Below are 17,221 nucleotides of genomic sequence, written 5' to 3' on the forward strand. Positions count from 1 at the left end.
AGAAACGTCATCGACTTAGAAACCATATTTCAAGGCTACACTTGCATAAAAAGAAGGCATGAAATGTGGATCATATTCATCTCCTTTGAAGAATGCTTTCAATGTCCGGTCGCTATAATAAGCGGCACGGTAAGCCGATACTCCGACCGTCAGCGGGATGGAGAACGATTTCGACAAGACCAGTTCGGGTTGAAGTCCGCAGACGACATACTGCTGCGTAAATATCTGATCTTTCCCGCCATGCTCCACCAAAGCCATCATTCCGCCCATCGAAGCGACCAGCTTCAGGCGCATCAACTTATGCAGCTGGATACCACCCGATAGCTCGATCCCGTCCATCATCGAGACATTCACCATATAACGTCCCTCGATCCGCCAATCCACGAAAGCTGCCGGAAAGACCATCGGATAACCGAACGTCGTATTCAACGCCAGTCCCATCCCCACATCGAGGTTCTCCCGCAGATGCCAGATCGCAGCAGCCATGCCTATTCCCATAAGATTATTGAAACGGATATACGACAGGTTGGGCGTATCCATGAATGTCCCCACCCCGACACTTGCCAGCAGCGACCATTTTTTATTCAACGGGCGGATATACGACACTGCCAGTTGGGCATTGAATATCTCTTTTAGATCGACATACCCCGCCAGGTTCTTGTTATTCATCGATGCGTACGTTGCGCCCACTCCCACCATCCAGGCGGTCGGGTGGTTATTTTCATCCATCTTCATAGACAGGGGAATATTCACGCCTCCCTGTATCACTTTCATATCCCCTTTGCCGCCAACTTTTTGGTTATCCGCATCGCGGAAGCCGGAAGAGCCGATATACTCAGTCTTCAGCCAAACCTGGGCATTTACACCCTGACATACAGAAACAAACAGTAAAATCATCCACAACCATGCAGTCTTCATACCTTATTCACTTTAAGTTTACAGTTTAATACGCTGCAAAACTATTCGAACAAAGCATGCCGCTAGAGATTAATAGACAAACACGGGGATAATAATAGACCAAACGCAGGTTTCAGTATATAACAGACTACAAACGACCCGTAAACCACTCCTTAAACTCGGACACACGCGCTTTGCTGACCAGTATCTTGTCCTGTACAGGGAATTTGAGGTTCACAGACAGGCGTCCGTTAAACCAAAGGTCGATATCTAATATGGCTTTCCGGGAAATAAGATACTGGCGGTTCACCCGGAAGAAGAGATTCGGATTCAGGCAATCGGACAACTCATCGAGCGTTTGGGTAAAAGTATATTCCTTGCTGTCGCCGACTACCGCTTTCACAAGTCCGTCGTTGATATAAAAGAACAAGATCATATCGACCGATAAAGGGAATAACTTATCTCCTTTCACCGGAACCAGAAAATGCGTCTTATAACTCTCCTGGCGTTTCAGGAGATGGACGAGGCGGCTATAGTCGAACTCTTTCGCCGGAGTTTCCGAACGTAAAAGTTTTAGCTTTCCGATCGCTTTCCGGATATCGCTCTGCCCGATCGGCTTCAGCAGGTAATCGATACTGTTCACTTTAAATGCGCGCAAAGCATACTCGTCGTAGGCTGTCGTGAAAATGATCGGACAGGAAATATCCACCTGCTCGAATATCTCGAAAGAAGAGCCGTCCGCCAGATGAATATCCAGGAATACCAGGTTGGGAGCCTCATGGATACGGAACCAGTTGACGCTCTCCGCGATACTGTCCAATACTGCCACGACCTCTATATCCGGAGCCACCTCCGAAAGCAACGCCACCAGATTGCGTACGGCAGCCTTTTCGTCTTCTATGATCACTGCATTCATATCAATGGAATAGTTACGATAAATGTATTATTGTCTTCACGCACCTCTATCTCCTCTTTGAACAGGAGGCTGTAGCGTTTGGCCAGGTTGGCCAGTCCGATCTGCAAACCGCCGCTTGCCGTCTTCTTGCGCTGGATCGGATTGCTGACTGTCAGTTGTTTCCCTGTAGTACAGACCCGGATGACCAGCGGATGCCGGTTACTGATCTCATTATGCTTGACCGCGTTCTCTATCAACAACTGGACAGACATCGGGGGAAGCTGAAGCGTCTCCGCCTCTTCTTCTATCCGGATATCGAACTCCAGATTCTCTTCATAACGCATCTTCAACAGGAAGTTGTAAGCATTGACAAACTCCATTTCCTCCCGCAAAGTCACGCTCATGCACTCGTTTCCCTGCAAGGTATAGCGAAGGACGCGTGACAGCTCCTGCAAATAATCCTGTGCATTGTCCGGTGTTTCGCGGATCAGCGAGCGCAAGGTATTCAGCGAGTTGAACAACATGTGCGGATTCAGCTGGTTCTTCAGTGCCTCAAACTGATTGACCAGATTCTCGCTGCGGAGTTGCTCGTTCTCGACCGACACTAGCTGGCTTTTTCGGATCAAATGGATCATATAGCAACTTCCCGTAACGATACAGGTGATGATGAAATCGCGCAACGGATGCAGATAATGATGTACCATCGCATCGATGGCGGGAATATCGAACTGATGGTGCAGAAAGACAAAACCCTGTCCCATCAGATTGCTGGCAAAGCCCGTCAGGACAAACGACAAGATCATCTTCCCCCACGTGATCCGTGCCGTCGGACGGTTGAAGCCGAACAGAACCGTATTCATGGCAAACAGGATCAGCAACGAGACGAAAGTAAAAAAAATCTCGTTGGCCACATCTGCCATGCTCATTCCCGAAAACAAACTGTTCTGCCCCGAATGGTCGAATAAAGAGATCAGTTCCGGGAAATGAGTCAGGAACGCCACCACAACGGAGATGACGACGACTGCCAATACATATTTATCTATATTTACTTTCATGCCACAAAGATACTTATTTCTTTTCTACACGCGCCGTTACATACATGCCCGGACGGAAACGTTCGTTATTTCCTTTTACCCTTGCATAGATTTCGAGGGAACGGTTGACTGCATCCACCTCCTGCCCGATCGACAGCAGAGTTGCATCGAACGTCTTTTCTCCCATACCGTTCACACGGAACCGGACACGGCTGCCGGGAGTCAGGTCGTCCAGATCTTTCTCATAAGCGGTCAGGCAAAGAAGCGTTTCTCCTTTGTCGATCACTTCGCAAACAGGCTCACCGGCAGGGATGTATTTCCCCAGATTCACCGGCATTCCGGCAATATAGCCGTTCAGTGGCGATTGGATCTCCAGATAGGGACGGATACCGTTTTTGAGCAGGTCTTCGGGCACGACTTTCAACAGAGTCAGTTGCGCCGCGGCAGCTTCCAGGCGGCTTTTCATGGAGAGATAATCGGCCTTGCTCTGCTGGAACCGTTTCTGTGAAGCGGCTTCCTGCGAACTCAGCCGTTCTTGGCGATGATATTCGGCTGCCAGATATTCCGTCTGTGCGTGCGCATCCAAATACGTTTGCTGCAAGAGGATAAAGTCCGGATTTTCGAGCGTGACCAGGACAGTTCCTTTCTTTACATAATCACCCGGCAGCAACGAGGTCGCGTGTACAGTACCTCCCATAGTCAGGGTGACGGTGGCATGGCGCTGGGGAGGGACGATCATTTTTCCGTTGAAAGAAGAATGGTTCGCCATGGCCGTAGCCGACGTGACGGCATCCACTCCTGTGGAATCTTCAGTAACCGGAGTGGTTTCCTCTACAGATTCAATGGCAACCGGATGAACGCCTTCATCCGGCTCTACGTTTTCATTGTTTTTGACTGGTGCATTGCAGGCCACCAACAATAAGGTTGTTATCGGTATTAAGATTGTTTTCATTTTGTCTGTTTATCTATCTAATTGTATTATTTATTTCATCACCTATAAATACATCCGAATAAGATTTATTTTTCTTTCGGAAGGAATCCGGATTTCTCTCGGAAGAAAATATAATTTCTCCTGGAAGGAATTTTTTCAACGAGTATAAAGCTCTAGTTCCAATGCGGAGATATTGTAATTATACACTGCTTCGATATACCCTCTCCGAATCTCGCGGGCGCTGTTCAGACTCTGCACGAACTGCATGATATCCGTTTCACTCTCCTTGAATTGTATCTCGGCACTCTTTACCAGCGCATCGGCTTCGGGCAAGGCACCGGTCGTATAATAACGGATGCTTTCCCCCTGGCGGCGAAGCATCGTCTGCAACTCATCCACTTTATTACTTAGCTGACGCGTATTGGCTTCCGCCTCCGTCCGTGCGATATAGGCATCTATCCGTGCCTGTTTCGCACGGCTTTGTTGCGGGAAAAACAAGACAGGGAAAGAGACTCCGACCATCCAGGAGTTCAATCCGGACAGCGGCGCGATCTTCTGCCGGACATAGCCTACCGACAATTCCGGAAAGAAACGGCTGCGCTCCACTTGCAGCACCGCCTTCTTCTCGTCCGCCATGCTCCGGAAATAATCCCGATAGACATCCGCCAATTCCACCTCCGCTGTCTCCGCCGGGAATAACGCCAGCGTACTGTCTTCCGGAACAACCGGACGATCCGCATAACAAGCCCATGTAAAACGACGGACAGCCAGTTGCAGCTCCTCTTCCGCCTGCATCAGCCGGGTACGCAGGTCGGCAGCCAGCGTAGTTGCCATATTCCGCTCCAGCAAAGTGATGTCGCCCTGTTCATACCGGAGCTTTCCCGCCTCCTGCAAACGGAGCGCCCATTCGTTCTGTTCGCGGTAAAGCGAGCAAAGATTGGCGGCATACTGGTAATAAGCCCAGGCACGTTTCACCTCTGCGACGATCTCTTTTTTTACCATTTCACGATAATGTTCACCTGTCGCGATCTGCTTATTGACCAGCGCATTCTTATAGAACGGTGTGAGCAAAGAACCCAGCGATTGGGTCACTTCTATCTGGTTGTCGCTGCGGGTCTCCCCGTTGAGCTGTCCCCAAGAATAATTGACGGAGGTCGCACCCGGCTCCCAGACTTCACCTTTGGAAGCTTTCGAGCGGTCTATGGCTGCGGAGGCTGTCTTCAAACGGGGATGATTTTCCAACGCCACAGAAAGCGCCTCGTTCAATCTCAGGACGGTTGGCTGTGTCGCATCTTCCATCGCAGGATGTCTTGTTGCATTTCCTTCAGCCCAGACAGGCGATGACAGCGCAAAAAGCAAAACGATCAAGAAGACACCTTTTATGGGGCTACTTTTTCTTATTCTCTTCCACATCAGCGGGAAGGCATTGACAATCCAGTAAAATACCGGGATAATCAGTAAAGTCAATATGGTGGAAACAATCAGTCCGCCGATCACGACCGTCGCCAACGGACGCTGCACTTCCGCTCCTGCCGATCTCGCGATCGCCATCGGGACAAATCCCAACGAGGCAACCAACCCGGTCAGAAAGACCGGACGCAGCAGATGCGGACAACCTTTCGCTATAATACGATTCGTAGTCATTCTATAGATGCCCTTTTTACGTAAATCATTAAAGTGATTGATCATCAGGATACCGTTCAGCACCGCCACACCGAACAGGGCAATAAACCCCACTCCCGCCGAGATACTGAAAGGCAAACCGCGCAGCCAAAGCGCCACGATACCGCCTATCAGCGACAGAGGAACCGTCGAGAATACGACCAGCGTATAAGTCACGCTCTTGAAGGCGAAGAACAACAACAGCAGGATCAAAGCCAGTGCCACCGGGATCACGATCAACAACGTATTGATTGCATTCTGCAAATTCTCGAACTGCCCTCCGTATTCAAAATAATAACCGGGCTTCAGCTTGATATGCTTATCCAACGTATCCTGTATCTGCGAAACGACCTGCTGGATATCGGCATCACGCACATTCACACCGATGACGATGCGGCGTTTTGTCGCATCCCGATTGATCTGTAGCGGACCGTTTACCAGTTCGATACTGGCTACTTCGCTTACCGGAATCTGGATGCCTTCGGCCGTCCAGACAAAGAGTTTATCCAGATTAAGGTCGGAGACTTTCTCGTGATCCAGCCGCAGCACCAGTTCAAAACGGCGTTCGTTCTCAAAGATCACGCCTGCCGCCTCACCAGCGTATGCTGTCCGGATGATCGTATTCAGTTCTTCTATGTTCATACCGTAACGGGCTATCTTCCCACGGTTATATTTCACTACCAGCTGCGGAAGTCCCATTGCCTGTTCGACGATCACGTCGGCTGCCCCGGGCACTTTCTCCACATAGGTCGCCACCTCTTTCGCCTTGCTGTAGAGTTCTTCCATATCTTCCCCGTAGAGCTTGATGGCGATATCCGCCTTGGCTCCCGTCATCAGTTCGTTGAAACGGAGTTGGATCGGCTGGCTGAAATTGAACTCTGCTCCAGTGATCGGCTCCAGTGCCTTCTTCATCTTCTCGACCATCTCCGCGCGGTTGCCTGCCGATGTCCATTCCTTGAACGGCTTCATTATGATCATCACGTCGGCATCCTCCACAGCCATCGGGTCTGTCGGGACTTCTGCCGTACCGATCTTGGCAACTACATGTTTGATTTCGGGAAACTGGTCCATCAATGTTTTCTCGGCCTGCCGGGAAAGTTCGATACTCTGCGTCAGCGAGCTTCCTGCGGGAAGCGTCATCTGCATGGCAAAGTCACCTTCATCGAGTGTGGGGATGAACTCCGCACCCAGACGGGTGAAGAGAAGCAAAGAAGCGGCCAGCAGTGCGAAGGCAGAACAAACGGTCGCCCAGATATGGTGCAGGCAAAACGTCAGACAAGATTTATAGAGACGGTTCAACCGCCCGAAGAAACGGTCGGCCAGCGTCGGCTTCGGAGAGATCGTCCGCTTCAGGAACAGTGAAGCCATCATCGGCACATAAGTCAGCGACAAGATCAGGGCACCGATAATACAGAAGACGAGCGTCTTCGCCATCGGTGTAAAATATTTGCCTTCGATGCCGGTCAGCGTCAGGATCGGGAAAAACACGATCAGGATAATCAATACGGCAAAGGTGGCACTGCGCACTACCCTGCTTGCCCCTTTCTCCACCTCGCGGTCCATTTCTTCTTTCGTCAGTGTCCGCCCGGCAAGCCGTTTGGTATATATATGAGCCAGAACCCCTTCCAGGATAACGATCGAACCGTCCACGACGATACCGAAGTCGATCGCCCCCAGGCTCATCAGATTCGCCGACACACTGAACAACCGCATCATAATAAAACCGAACAACATCGCCAACGGAATGACTGAAGCCACGATCAGACCGGCACGCACATTACCCAGGAAGACAATCAGCACCAGAAAGACGATCAAAGCCCCTTCTATCAGGTTGCGGACTACCGTCGAGATATTCCGGTTCACCAGCTCCGAACGGTTCAGGTAAGGTTCCACGCTGATGCCTTCGGGCAACATCTTCTGCACTTTGTCCACCCGCGCTTCCAGTTCTTTGGTCACCACGTTGGCATTCGCCCCTTTCAGCATCATGGCTATACCGCCCACGCATTCGCCCTCACCGTCTTTGGTCATAGCTCCGAAACGTTTCGGAGCACCGAAGCGCACCGTGCCGACATCGCTGATATGTACCGGTATGCCACCGCGGTTCGTTATCACGATGCGTTCGATATCTTTCGTTTCGCTGATCATTCCTTCGGAACGGATATAGTATGCCCGGTCGACTTTCTCTATATAACTGCCTCCCGTATTCTGGTTATTGCTGCTCAAAGCGGCATAGACATCGCCGATCGTAATATTCAGCGAATACAGGGCATCAGGGTCGACCGCCACTTCATACTGTTTCATGTATCCTCCGAAGCTATTGATCTCCACAATTCCCGGAATACCGGAAAGCTGCCGCTTGACGATCCAATCCTGTATCGTGCGCAGCTCCATCGCATCGTATTTATCCTCATAACCGGGAGCCACCTTCAATACATACTGATAAATCTCGCCCAGCCCGGTTGTGATCGGCATCAGCTCGGGCGTCCCCAACTCCGTGGGAATCTCACCGGCTACGGTCTGTATCTGTTCATTGATCAATTGCCGGGCATCCAGTGTCGGTACGCTCTCCTTGAAGACCACCGTCACGAGCGACAACCCGAAACGGGAGACGGAACGTATCTCCTCCACATTCATAATATTACTCATGGCAATTTCGATAGGGAAAGTAATCAGCTGCTCGACTTCCTGCGGGGCAAGGGTCGGCGAGACGGTCACGATCTGTACCTGATTATTGGTGATATCGGGCACGGCATCGATAGGCAACGTCAACATCGCGTAAATCCCTCCGGCAAGCAGGAACAAGGTGGTGAGTGCGACAAACAGCTTTTTGCGGATCGAAAAATGTACTATAGCTTTAAACATCACTTTGTAATTTTAAATAACATTACAAAGCTAACGACCTCAAAAAAGTTTACATATAATAAAAGAGTGAAGCTGACAGATTGGGAGTTGAAGCGTACTTATCAGCCTTTAAAGGAAAAGGGAAAAAGAGATGAAAGGAGCGAATAAAAAAATCCCGGGAAAGATCAGAGCTTCGTTTTTTTAAAAGGGGATACATGTTGTAATTAAAAGGGGTACATGTGTTTGCGTAAGAACAAGCTCTTAGTGCGCGATCTTTCCCGGAATTAGTATGTCAGGGGACGTCATTTTCTTCGTTCAGGTCATCAGCTTCCTGATTGCCGCCCTCTATTGTTTCCGTAACATCTTTGATGTCGCCGGTTGTATATCCGTCAGACAGGACAGAAGCGTCCGAAGCCATCGCTTCGTCAGTCAGTTCTGCACTTTCGTCAAACAAGGTTTTCATTATCTTCGTCATAACCGTTGATTTTATTGTTGATACACTATTCTAACAACTCGCAGACGATAATTGTTGACAGAAACAGGTAAAAGGTTGAAGAAAAAATCCATTTCTCACTGAAGGATCTTTTGAGTCAGCCCAAATAATCAGAGCGTCGTATAAACGATCGAATCTACCGCATGCGACAGGATATACGCAGCCGGCGTCGCATTCGCCAGCGAATACCCCCGCTTCAACTCCTCTATCGCAGCCGCCTTACCTTTACCCAACACAGGGACAAGCAGCGGCGAACCGTTCAGGATAAGCGGCCCCGTCATCGTAATACGGAACTGTCCCGATTCCGGATGCTGCGATACGGCATAATTCCGGCTGTCCGTCAGCAACGGCAGATTATCCGGGAAGATGGATGCCGTATGCGAATCGCCTCCTATCCCCAGGATGATACAATCGAAATACGGGAACTGCCCGTGACGGGGCAGATATTCCTTCACGATACGCGAATAACGCATCGCCTCCGTGCCGGGCTCTCCTTCGCCGTGGATCCGGTGAATATGATCTTTAGGTATCTGCAGGGGTTCGAACAATAACTTGTTCGCATGCCCGAAATTACTCTCCGCATCTGTCGGCGGCACACAACGCTCGTCCACCCAGAAGAAACGCATGTTCTCCCAGTCGATCTTATCTTTATACTCATCCGCCCATAGAGCAAACATCTGTTTGGCCGTCTCGCCACCCGACAAAGCCAGGTTGAACGGCGTCTGCTCTTCTTTACGGGCCATATAATCCATCAATTGGCTGGTCAAAGCCCGCAAAGCCTCCTTGTTGTCTTTGTAATTCTCTATTTTCATATGTTTCTCATTTGAGGGGGCGGTTCACGAACCGCCCCTACGTTGTTCAACCGCAGGAATCGCAGGGAGTCCCCATCGAGTCTGCGCCTAACATCATTCTTTCCAATGGCCCGTTCTGTCCCGGTTCGTAAAAGAAAAGATTCTTCGAACCTTCCTCTTTCCAGTGATGCAGGATCGGGTCGATAAAGCGCCAGCTGGCTTCCAAAGCGTCGCTACGAGCATACAAGGTCGAATCACCCAGCATGGCATCCAGCAACAGACGCTCGTAAGCATCCGGCAAATGGGTCTTTGACAGTGAATCGTAGCGGAACTCCATCCCTACCTGCTTCACTGTGAATCCGGCACCCGGCATCTTCAAGCCGAAACGCAGCGTGATGCTCTCGTCCGGCTGGATACGGATCACCAGCTTGTTACATGAACTGCCCGAGCATTGTCCGGCAAAAAGCTGATGGGGTGTCGATTTGAAATGGATAACGATCTCCGACGACTTCTCCGGCAGTTTCTTCCCCGTAAAGAAGTAGAACGGCACACCGCTCCAACGCCAGTTGTCGATGAAGAACTTCATACCGACATAGGTTTCCGTATTCGAATCCGGCGCGACATTCTTCTCTTCACGATAGCCGTCGTACTGCCCGCGGACCACCTGTTCGTTGATCTCGCGGATCGTATAAGGACGGATGGCACGGAAGACCTTCACGATTTCGTCGCGGATAGGTTCAGGATCGAACACGGCGGGCGATTCCATAGCGGCAAACGCCATCAGCTGCATGAGGTGATTCTGAATCATATCACGCAGAGCCCCTGCCCCGTCATAGTATTTACCGCGGTTCTCCACGCCCAATGTTTCGGATGCGCTGATCTCCACCGAATCGACATAATTACGGTTCCATAACGGTTCGAAAATACCGTTGGAGAAGCGGAGTACCAGGATGTTCTGCACCGTCTCCTTGCCCAGGTAATGGTCGATACGGTAAATCTCGTTCTCGTCGAAGATGCGGCAGAGATGCTTGTTCAGCTCCTGCGCCGTCTCCAGGCTTGTACCGAAAGGCTTCTCGACGATCACGCGACGCCAGCCGTCTTCCGATTCCGCCACGTTCATGCCGTTTTCCTGCAGGTACTTCGGTACCAGCTCGTACATCAGCGGCGGTGTAGCCAGATAATACATGATCCTGTCCGGGATATTCTCCTGTTGCAGCAACAGGTGTACACGGTCTTTCAGTTTCACATATTCGGCGGATTTGGTCGAATCGAATGCCAGGTAGAACAGTATCTGGAGGAATCTATCCAGATCTGCGCTGTTTGTTTCCTTATTTCCCCGTGCTTCCAGGATATGTTTACGTTGTTCGGCACGGAACTCATCATCCGTAAACGCTGTACGTGCAGCTCCCAGTATGGCAAAATGTTCGGGCAACATATCGCCGATGAACAATTCAAAAAGTGCGGGCAGCAACTTGCGGCCCGTCAGGTCGCCCGATGCCCCGAAAATAACAAGTAGTTGATCGTTTGCTCTTTTCATTCTCCGGTCCTCCACTTGTTAAACTGTATAGGTTCCTGAAACCGTATTACCCCCTTCGCCCGTCCAGTTGGTGTGGAAGAAAATACCCCGGTCGCGGTCTGTCCGTTCATACGTGTGAGCACCGAAATAGTCACGCTGCGCCTGTATCAGGTTGGCTGCCGAGCTCTGGGTACGCAACCCGTCGAAATAACTAAGGGCGGAACTCATGGCCGGCAGGGCGACACCGCTCAGGGCACCTTCCGCAACGACTTTACGCCAGGAAGGTAAAGCAGACTGTATCTTGGTGCGGAAGAAATCGTCGAACAACAGGTTTTCGAGTTCCGGATTCTTCCGGTAAGCCTCCGTGATCTTCTGCAGGAAAACGGAGCGGATGATGCAGCCCTTACGCCAGATCTGTGCGATCGTCCCGAAATCCAGTTTCCAGCCATAACGTTCGGAAGCACGGCGGATCAGGGAGAATCCCTGCGCATAAGAGATCAGCTTGGCAGCATACAATGCCTGGCGTATCTCTTCCACATACAGGTTTTCACCCAACTGCACCGGTTCCGGATACAAGCCGGAAGCCTTTTCGCGTTCGTCAGAGAGGGCGGACAGCATACGGGCGTACACGGCCTCGGTAATCAGCGTCAACGGATCGTTCTCGTCCATCGCGGCGATGGCACTCCATTTTCCCGTTCCTTTCTGACCGGCAACGTCGAGTATCTTATCCAGCAACGGCTTGCCGTCTTCGTCGCGGAAGCGGAGTATATTCGTGGTGATCTCGATCAGGAAACTATCCAGTTCGCCCTTGTTCCATTCTTCAAAGACGACGGACATTTCATCATTGTCCAGGCCTTTCCGGTTCTTCAACAGGGAATAGGCTTCGGAGATCAGCTGCATGTCACCGTACTCGATGCCGTTGTGCACCATCTTGACAAAGTGCCCGGCACCGCCTTCGCCGATCCATTGGCAACAAGGCTTACCGTCATCCAGCTTGGCTGCGATACTCTGTAAAATATCCTTTACGATGGGCCATGCTTCGGGAGATCCTCCGGGCATGATAGACGGGCCGTGCAAGGCACCTTCCTCACCTCCCGAAATACCTGATCCGACAAAATACAGACCTTTGGCTTCCACCTCTTTCACACGGCGTTCCGTATCATGGAAGTCGGAGTTGCCGCCGTCGATGATCACGTCGCCGGGCGACATATGAGGCAAGAGCTGTTCGATCATTTCGTCGACCGGAGCACCGGCCTTGATCATCATCATAATGATTCGGGGACTCTTCACGGCATCCACCAGTTCTTCGATCGAATGGGTAGCGATAAAATTCTTTCCTTTTCCACGGCCATTCACGAAGCGGTCCACCACTCCTTCTTCGCCGGGGAAACTACGGTTATATACTGCAACGGTAAAACCTTTGCTTTCCATATTTAGAGCCAGGTTCTCACCCATCACGGCGAGACCAATCAGTCCGATATCAGCTTTCTTCATGTTTTGTTCTATTTTATATTTCGTTATTTTATTAATGCAAACAAATCGTTCAACGATTCACTCATCGACGGGTGCGTATAAATACTGTCCCGAAGGAATGTATAGTCTTTTCCGGCACGTATGGCCAGCGATACGGTGTTGATCACCTCGGTCGACTCGGCACAGAAAAGGGTACATCCCAGTATCTCGCCTGTTTCCGTATCGACGATCGCTTTCAGCAGTCCGTCCGTCTGTTCGAAGGTACGTGTCCGCGGGAATGCAGCAGCCGGCATCCGTGCAATGCTTATTTTCCTTCCGGAACGCAGCGCCTCTTCCTCTCCCATCCCGATGCGTGACAGCGGGGGATCGATGAATACGGAATAGGCAACCGCCACACGGTCATCCTTCGTTCGCCGCCCGTTACCGAACAGCTGGTCTTTTATCACACGATAATCGTCCAGAGAGATGTAGGTAAATTGAAGACCACCCGTCACATCGCCCATTGCCCAGATATTCGGGACATTGGTGCGCAGATGGCCGTCCACGATGACGGCTCCCCGGTCGGAGATCTTTATCCCCGCAGCTTCCGGATGCAGGTCTGTGGTGTTCGGACGGCGTCCGGTTGCCAGCAGCACAGCGTCGGCGGGAAGTTGTACTTCGTTCCCTTCTTTCTCTTTATATGTTATAACAGCTCCGGAGCCATTGTGTTCAATCGACTGTACCGAAGCGTTCAGACGGATGGTGATTCCTTTCTTTTCGAGTACCGTTTTTACCGCATCGGCAATGTCGCGGTCTTCGCGGGCAATGAACTTGTCTCCCCCTTCCAGCACGATCACTTCCGAACCGAAACCGGCAAACATGGAGGCGAATTCCAGGCCGATATAGCCGCCGCCTACAATCACCAGCCGACGGGGTAGTTTGTCCAGTTCCATGATCGAGGTACTGGTGTAGACAAACGGATTTTCTTCTATACCTTTGATGGGCGGGATGATGGTAGATGCTCCCGTATTGATGAATATCTTTTTACCTTCCAGGAGGAGGGTTTCGTTACCTGCTTTTACTTCTATTTCGTAAGGAGAACGGAAAGAGGCGATGCCTGTATAGACAGTCACGGTATCTTTTGAGTCGAGGTTGTCGAAATTCTTTTTACGTAGCAGCGAAGTCAGTTCCCTTTTCCCGGCAATCGCCTGGCGGAACTCTTCGGCATACTGTTCGAAGGAAGAAGGTTTGCGGTAGGAAATGACTTTCGACATATGCACCAGCCTTTTTGTCGGGATACAACCGATATTGATACAGGTTCCTCCGTACATACCGGACGAACGCTCGATAATAGCGACATTCCAGCCTCTGTTTCCCAACTCTGCGGCAAGTGTTTTACCGGCTTTACCAAACCCAATGATAATTGCATCGTACTTTTTCATCCTACAATCCTCCTCTTTTTTTAGACTAAGTTATTAACAGAACAGCTGTTTTAACCTAATTGTTCGTAAAATTTTATCTATATTCTGATAATTGTTATCTATCCCCCGCCCTAATAGCAAAGGTCGACGATACAAAAGTAAAGAATGCAGACGGTTAAGAGGATATCTATTTTTCCTGAAAAGTTGGCGATTTGGCTAAATAAGAAAAAATGTGAAACATTTTTTCAGTTGACAGTTGACAGTTGACAGTTGACAGTTGACAGTTGACAGTTGAGAGTTAGTCTTCGCTATCGAATATAGAAATAATTAGGTCTATCCGAGCATAAGCGATCGTTTATAAACAAGGCTGGCTTAGTTACAGGTTCATTTGCCGTCAGTTTTAACTGACGGATAGTTAATGGATATATTATTCCTGGACTTTAGTCCCATTTCTCTTTAATAATATTACCTTTGTAAAGAATGTCGATTTAACCGGGGAAATCCCCCTTAACAAAAGAAATATATGAGCTATGTAAAAATTATCTTACACTGTGTCTGGAGTACCAGAAACCGTCGACCTTTACTGTCCGACTGCAGTCAGCGTAAAACTCTTTTTGCCCATATCTGTGCCAATGCCAAAGAGAAAGGTATATGGGTTAGTTTGGTTGGAGGTTATGTAGACCATCTACATCTTATACTCTATCTGGGAAAAGATCAAATTCCGTCTAAAGTATTACAACTCATTAAAGGTGAAGCTTCTCACTGGTTTAATAAACAATATGGGCAACGTCTGGAATGGCAGGATGATTATTTTTCTGTCTCCATCGGAGAAAGCCAGCTTGCAGCAGTTAGTAATTATATACTTAATCAGGAAGAACATCATCGTCATAAAAGCTTTCAGGAAGAGTATGAGGAGTTTATGCGTGTATATAAATTCAAGAAGAAATGTGACTAAAGTCAAAGAATAATATACACATTAACTATCCGTCAGTTGAAACTGACGGCAAATAGACCTGTAATAGCTGAGTTACTTTGATTACGGGTAGTTTATTTATTGATAAAATTTGAAGGGACCGTCTAAAAAGTATTTTTGACTCTGTTTTATTCGAATACCTATCTGAGATTGATTTCAAATATTCAATTCTCAAGGAGAATGAGTGACTTTTTAGACAACCTCTTCACATCGGATAAGACATCTACTATTCTTTAATAATCTTATTCTTCTTCCTGTACTCGGTTGCACTCATTCCGGTTGCGTTCTTGAAGAAGCGGCTGAAGGTGGCCTGGTCTTCGAAGCCCAGCATCAGGGCGATCTCTTTGGAGCTTTTGGAGGAGTAGAGTAACAGGCGTTCGGCTTCTGCCTGAATGCGGTTGTGGATGATGCGTATGGCAGAGGGTTGCTGGTAGGTGGAAAGGAGGTTTGCCAACGTCTTCGGCGATTTGTTCAGCATATCGGCATATTCCTGCACCTGCTTCTTTTCCTTGAACCAGGTATCGACCAGGACATAAAACTTACGGATCGTCTCAAACTGCATGCCGTTTTCCGTCCTCACCCCCTGCCGGTTCTCCGCGATGCGTGTACATAATATAATAAAACGTTTCAGTAACACACGGAGCATTTCATCCTGCAGGTGGTCGCGGCTTTCAAACTCCTCGCGCATGATGTCCGTTAAGGTCCGGATCTTCCGCTTCTCGTCGTCGGAGAGATCGAAAATCACCACATGCGAGGAACCATGAAACAACAGTCCGTTGCACGACACCTCATGGTCATTGCCATAGATACAATAGAAATTACCATTGAACAACAGCGAGAGATATTCGCCCTCCACCCGGACAAACTCCAGATGATGCAGATGCGATAAAGTCAGCAGCTGGCCTGCTTCCAGTACGACCGACTGATGATCGACATCCAGCTCCAACCGTCCTGACAGCACCCAGATAAACTTATACAAAGACTTGTCCTTCAACAATGCCGGACTTTCATGCAACGAATCCGATAAAACGACTTTCCCTTTAATCTTGCTGTTCTCAAATGATAAATTCATACTACCCAATTTATATTACCTCCATTCGGTTGGGATCTCGCCCGTATGCCTGCGGAACCAGCGTGAAAAAGTATCGTGGTTGGCAAAGCCCAGCATCGTGGCGATCTGCGAAGGACGCAGACGGGTCTTCGATAACAGGTCTTTTGCTTCCAGCAATACGAACTCGCTGATCCACTCGGCGGCGGATATTCCGGCACCTTGTTTACACCGGATATTCAGTTCCTGCGAGGTGATCCCTAGTTTCTCCGCGTAAAAGTACGCAGGAGAATGGTGATATCTGCTAATTAAGGTCGCAAATTGTTGAAAAAAGAGTGAATTTTCTGTTTTCGGCGCGTCGATGATCGTTTTTCCCTGCTGTAAGTTTATGATTAGAGCCCGGAGCAACGATTCGACCACCTTCGCACGCATCTCTTTCATCTGTTCGATCTGCGATTCGATCAGGCGCAGATAAATGCGTGTTTCCTCGACCTCGTCCGAAGGGATATCGCGGTAGACGAGACGTTGCCGGTTGATCAGCAACTCTTCCGAAACGTAAACGATGATCCCTGTAAACCCGGTATCATGAAAAGGCTTTACCTCCGTCACATCATCGCTCGCCAGCAGAAGGAGTTGCCCGGGAGCCACTTCATACAGGTGATGCAAAGCCTTGCAACGAAAAGTACCTCCGGTACAGATCACGACCAATGTTCCCGAATCCAGCGGTAGTAATTTATCGTCTTCACCCTCTTTCACATAGAGGATCTTCAGCGAACTTTCAAGTTTCAGTTCCGGTGTCGACACGGAATTATAAAGATCCACAGGTAAGATTCTTTCTGTTTTTATCATCATGTTTTTTGTCTGTATTTTAATTTCCGGGTAAACATAAAAAGGTGTCTTTTAGTTTATTATGTTGTGTGATTTTATCTTTAGTTAAAAGAATAAGACATATTCTGTAAACAAAATCCCCGTCATGAAGAACAACGGTTCATTCTTCGTGACGGGGATGGCGGTCAGCGGAAACGTATCCTAAGGGATAGTTTCAAACAGAGGATCAGTCCGTGTTTCAGGAGACCGCACAGCAGGCGGTACAGGAGACGGATACGGGTTGGCCATGTTGGGAGTTTCGTCATCAGGTATAGATTTAAAGTGAAACAAAAAGTTAAGCAGGGCCAGGATAAATTCGATGATTCGTTTGAGTTTGGACATAGATTATTGTTTAATAATTAATTATTTAGGTTCTTATTCACTTTTGATGAATGAATGG

13 protein-coding genes and 1 pseudogene are annotated in these 17,221 nt (G+C 49.2%); 1 reads left to right on the forward strand and 13 read right to left on the reverse strand.

What is annotated here, in order from left to right:
• Positions 1–15 precede the first annotated feature (15 nt).
• The 11 genes and pseudogenes from DWW23_RS17070 to DWW23_RS17115 all read right to left on the reverse strand — a co-directional run bounded on the left by DWW23_RS17070 (position 16) and on the right by DWW23_RS17115 (position 13,954).
• Entirely contained in the window at positions 16–918 is a 903-nt protein-coding gene (locus tag DWW23_RS17070) for a DUF6268 family outer membrane beta-barrel protein (RefSeq protein ID WP_122354475.1), read from the reverse strand.
• Positions 919–1,045: 127 nt separating this feature from the next.
• A complete protein-coding gene (locus tag DWW23_RS17075; protein WP_122354476.1) occupies positions 1,046–1,813 on the reverse strand; it encodes a LytTR family DNA-binding domain-containing protein in 768 nt (255 codons plus the stop codon).
• Complete coding sequence (locus tag DWW23_RS17080; protein ID WP_122354477.1) at positions 1,810–2,847, reverse strand: sensor histidine kinase; 1,038 nt, start codon at positions 2,845–2,847, stop codon at positions 1,810–1,812. Before DWW23_RS17080 ends, DWW23_RS17075 begins: the two co-directional genes overlap by 4 nt.
• Positions 2,848–2,860: 13 nt before the next feature.
• Entirely contained in the window at positions 2,861–3,778 is a 918-nt protein-coding gene (locus tag DWW23_RS17085) for an efflux RND transporter periplasmic adaptor subunit (RefSeq protein ID WP_122354478.1), read from the reverse strand.
• 135 nt (positions 3,779–3,913) lie between these two features.
• Positions 3,914–4,393, reverse strand: a complete 480-nt coding sequence (locus tag DWW23_RS27060) for a TolC family protein (RefSeq protein ID WP_370449294.1) — start codon at positions 4,391–4,393, stop codon at positions 3,914–3,916.
• A gap of 80 nt (positions 4,394–4,473) precedes the next feature.
• A pseudogene (locus DWW23_RS17090) lies at positions 4,474–8,281 on the reverse strand (CusA/CzcA family heavy metal efflux RND transporter); the annotation flags it as partial.
• Positions 8,282–8,552: 271 nt separating this feature from the next.
• Positions 8,553–8,735 carry a hypothetical protein gene (locus DWW23_RS17095; RefSeq protein WP_122354480.1) on the reverse strand — a complete coding sequence of 61 codons (183 nt, stop codon included), beginning with the start codon at positions 8,733–8,735 and terminating at the stop codon, positions 8,553–8,555.
• Positions 8,736–8,863: 128 nt separating this feature from the next.
• Entirely contained in the window at positions 8,864–9,565 is a 702-nt protein-coding gene (gene pgl / locus DWW23_RS17100) for a 6-phosphogluconolactonase (RefSeq protein ID WP_122354481.1), read from the reverse strand.
• 46 nt (positions 9,566–9,611) lie between these two features.
• Entirely contained in the window at positions 9,612–11,081 is a 1,470-nt protein-coding gene (gene zwf / locus DWW23_RS17105; protein WP_122354482.1) for a glucose-6-phosphate dehydrogenase, read from the reverse strand.
• A gap of 18 nt (positions 11,082–11,099) precedes the next feature.
• Positions 11,100–12,554: a decarboxylating NADP(+)-dependent phosphogluconate dehydrogenase gene (gnd, locus tag DWW23_RS17110; RefSeq protein ID WP_122354483.1), complete on the reverse strand. Its 1,455-nt coding sequence runs from the start codon at positions 12,552–12,554 to the stop codon at positions 11,100–11,102.
• A 23-nt stretch (positions 12,555–12,577) separates the two neighbouring features.
• Positions 12,578–13,954, reverse strand: a complete 1,377-nt coding sequence (locus DWW23_RS17115) for an FAD-dependent oxidoreductase (protein ID WP_122354484.1) — start codon at positions 13,952–13,954, stop codon at positions 12,578–12,580.
• A 502-nt stretch (positions 13,955–14,456) separates the two neighbouring features.
• On the opposite strand from DWW23_RS17115, the gene DWW23_RS17120 reads away from it, so the two are divergent.
• Positions 14,457–14,888, forward strand: a complete 432-nt coding sequence (locus DWW23_RS17120) for a transposase (RefSeq protein ID WP_122354485.1) — start codon at positions 14,457–14,459, stop codon at positions 14,886–14,888.
• 244 nt (positions 14,889–15,132) lie between these two features.
• Here DWW23_RS17120 and DWW23_RS17125 read toward each other — a convergent pair whose 3' ends face one another.
• Both DWW23_RS17125 and DWW23_RS17130 read right to left on the reverse strand, forming a co-directional pair.
• A complete protein-coding gene (locus tag DWW23_RS17125; RefSeq protein WP_122354486.1) occupies positions 15,133–15,978 on the reverse strand; it encodes a helix-turn-helix transcriptional regulator in 846 nt (281 codons plus the stop codon).
• A gap of 15 nt (positions 15,979–15,993) precedes the next feature.
• Positions 15,994–16,806 (reverse strand): helix-turn-helix domain-containing protein, encoded by an 813-nt coding sequence (locus tag DWW23_RS17130; protein WP_122354487.1) that lies wholly within the window; start codon positions 16,804–16,806, stop codon positions 15,994–15,996.
• Positions 16,807–17,221: the final 415 nt, after the last annotated feature.

Origin of the sequence: Parabacteroides sp. AF14-59 (assembly GCF_003479515.1) — a bacterium.
GTDB classification, from domain to species: domain Bacteria; phylum Bacteroidota; class Bacteroidia; order Bacteroidales; family Tannerellaceae; genus Parabacteroides; species Parabacteroides faecis.